Below are 459 nucleotides of genomic sequence, written 5' to 3' on the forward strand. Positions count from 1 at the left end.
GCCCACATGTCGATCCGGAACGGCATTTCCGCAGGTCGCGCTCAGCAGAGGGGGCGATGACCTCGGGGCGCGACCCGTGGGGCGGGCGTGTCGCGTGTGACGAGAGGGGTCAGCGGTGGACGGCGGGGCGCGGGTCGGCGCCCACGGCGCGCAGCGCCTGGACCAGCAGGGCGCCCAGCGGCCCCTCGGCGACCGTGTAGTAGACGAACGTGCCCTCGCGGCGGCCGTGCACGAGCCCGGCCAGCCGCAGCTTGGAGAGGTGCTGGCTCACCGCGGTGGCCGAGGTGCCGGCCAGCTCGGCGAGGCAGGCCACGTTGCTCTCGCCCTGCGCGAGCGCCCACAGCACCGAGAACCGGGTGGGGTCGCTGAGCATGCGCAGCAGGTCGGTGGCCGCCCTGACCTGGGCAGGGTCGGGCATCGCGAACTCGTCGATGCCCTGGTGCATGGCCGCGATCCTAG

General features: G+C 74.1%; 1 protein-coding gene. It reads right to left on the reverse strand.

The window, feature by feature from the left end; all coding sequences use genetic code 11:
- Positions 1 to 109 precede the first annotated feature (109 nt).
- Positions 110 to 459, reverse strand: a 350-nt coding sequence (locus M3677_RS17170) for a helix-turn-helix transcriptional regulator (RefSeq protein ID WP_251161160.1), incomplete at its 5' end; no start/stop codon positions are given.

The organism is Curtobacterium sp. P97, assembly GCF_023712445.1.
Taxonomy (GTDB): domain Bacteria; phylum Actinomycetota; class Actinomycetes; order Actinomycetales; family Microbacteriaceae; genus Curtobacterium.